Annotated in this window: 2 protein-coding genes; one reads left to right on the forward strand and one right to left on the reverse strand. The window is 60.6% G+C overall.

The genetic code is table 11. The annotated features are described in order from the left end of the window. On the reverse strand, positions 1–1,534 hold a 1,534-nt coding region (locus ABUA09_RS14085), incomplete at its 3' end, for an MBL fold metallo-hydrolase RNA specificity domain-containing protein (protein WP_349949435.1). Between the two features lie 232 nt (positions 1,535–1,766). On the opposite strand from ABUA09_RS14085, the gene ABUA09_RS14090 reads away from it, so the two are divergent. Further along, entirely contained in the window at positions 1,767–2,462 is a 696-nt protein-coding gene (locus ABUA09_RS14090) for a helix-turn-helix transcriptional regulator (RefSeq protein ID WP_216521968.1), read from the forward strand. Positions 2,463–2,527: the final 65 nt, after the last annotated feature.

Here is a 2,527-nt window from a genome sequence, read left to right on the forward strand (position 1 = left end):
GGTCCTTGTTGGTGCCTCCCTTGTTGTCGCGGATGGCGTCCAGCAGGTCCTGCCCGGCGGACTCCAGCTTGCGGTAGGCAGGGGAACCGCCGGCCGAGACAGGCTTGGGCGGCAGGGGCACACCGGCGGCCAGCATACGGTCATTGGCCAGGTCATAGACCTCCTCATACTCCGCGGCATGGGCGGCCAGCCCCGCGTCGCGCAGATGCTGGGCAAAGATCTCGGTGACGGACGCCTCGCCGTGGACCACAAAGGTGTGACGGGGCTTGGGGGCGTAGTGCCTGGCCCAAGCGAGCAGGTGGTCCCGGTCGGCATGGGAGGAGAGTCCCTTGAAGTTGACGATGCGGGCATTGACGGCGATCTCCTCGCCGAAGAGCTTCACCGACTTGGCCCCCTCCAGCAGGGCCCGGCCCAGACTGCCCTCGGCCTGATAGCCCACAAAGACGATGGCGCACTCCCGGCGCCACAGATTATGCTTGAGGTGGTGACGGATCCGGCCCGCGTCGCACATACCGGAGGCCGAGATGATGACCTTGGAAGCTTTGTCCATATTGAGAGCCTTGGACTCCTCGCTGGACTCGGTGAGGGTGAGGCCGGGGAACTGGAAGAGGGCACCGCCCTTCAGGGCTTCAATGGCCGCCTCGTCCAGATAGCCGTGCAGATTGCCGGAGAAGATGCGGGTGGCCTCATTGGCCAGCGGCGAGTCCACACAGACCTGGAAATCCGGGTGGGTCTTCACCAGGCCCTCGTCCTTCATCTCCCGCATGAAATAGAGCAGTTCCTGGGTACGGCCCACGGCGAAGGACGGGATGATCACGTTGCCGCCCTTGGAGAAGGTCTCGTCTATGATCTCGGCCAGAGCCCCGGTATAGCTCTCCGGCGGCTCGTGGAGGCGGTCGCCATAGGTGCTCTCCATCACCACATAGTCGGCCTCTCCGATGTACTGCGGATCCCGAATGATGGGCTGATCCACATTGCCCAGGTCTCCGGAAAAAACGATCTTCCGGGTCACATCTCCCTCGGTGAGCCACAGCTCCACGCTGGCCGAGCCCAGCAGGTGCCCCGCGTCCACAAAACGGATGCGCACGCCCTCGCACAGATCCACTGTATCTCCGTACTCGTATGTGGTGACCAGCTTCATGGCCGCTTCCGCGTCCGCCATGGTGTAGAGCGGCTCCACTATGGGCTTGCCCGCGCGGCGGCCCTTCTGGTTCTGCCACTGGGCGTCGGACTCCTGAATGTGGGCGGAATCCCGGAGCATAATGGACATCAGCTCTCCGGTGAGGCGGGTGGCGACGATGGTCCCGTGAAAGCCCTGCTTGACCAGCAGGGGGATGCGCCCCGAGTGGTCGATATGCGCGTGGGTCACAATGACGTAGTCGATATAGCCGGGGGCAAAGTCCAGGACCCGGTTGTCCCGCTCGTCCCGCCCTTGCTGCAGTCCGCAGTCGATAAGGATCTTCTTTCCGTTTACCTCCAGGCAGTGGCAGCTGCCGGTGACAGCTTTGGCCGCGCCGAAGAATGTGAGCTTCATGTGGCACCTCCCTGTTACTTATATATTTATTCTAATGCTTTCCCCCCCAGGTGTAAAGCCCTTGTCGAAAATTTACAAAATTGCCACAAGGGTGGAGCACCGCAGGGTCCGGAAGTCAGAAAAATGGTGAAACACGCCGTACGTCAGGCAAACTCGGTGCAAACCGCGCCGCAACAAATCGCGTCTTTACTTTTCCCCGGCTTCTGAACTATACTTGACCCGAGGTGATGAAATGACCGTCCATCAGAATCTTCGGGACCTGCGGCAAATCTCGGGCTTGACGCAGGAAGAAGCGGCATCCAGGGTCGGCCTGACCAGGCAGGCCATTTCGGGCTATGAATCCGGCCGAAGGCAGCCGGACATGGATATGCTCCTGAAACTCGCTGAATTGTACCATACCGATCTTCTTGGCGTCGTATATGGGCGGGGCAGCGCGCAGAAAAAGATGCGCCGGTTTCAAATCGCGGCGCTCGTGACGTTTCTTGTCCCGCTGCTCCTCACTTTGATGCACTCCTGCCTGATCCTGTTTGCAAATACATGTTTCCCCGTCGCCGGTGATATGCTGATTACGGAGGCCACAAGACCGCTCATTGAGACGCGCCTCGCAGTGATCGGCGCATGGGAGCTGCTCGAGGGGCTCGCCCAAGCGGCTTCCTTTGCCGGCTGCATCCTGCTTGCCGTCCTGCTCCCAGGTCTGACCCCCCTGCCGTCGATGAAGCACTCTCTTCTCTTTGTCCTAGCCTTCCTGCTCGGAGGCATTGCGGTCACGCTCCCGTTTTCGGCCTTTGATCCCTGCTATTCACGCGCTGATTATATGCTCATCCTCCTTCATACGTTTTTGCCGGTAGTCCTTCTATGGATCGGCCTGGTGGGGATGGGGCTGTTCAAATCGCTCTGCAAGAAAAGGCAGGGACGTCTCTCTCCATAGCATTCCACATACGCCTCATCCTTCGGCAGGACGCATCTGCGCATTGCAGAGCAGCGGCCCGGCCA

It is taken from the genome of Intestinimonas sp. RTP31139st1_F5_RTP31139_211217, from assembly GCF_040226735.1.
GTDB classification, from domain to species: Bacteria; Bacillota; Clostridia; order Oscillospirales; family Oscillospiraceae; genus Intestinimonas; species Intestinimonas butyriciproducens.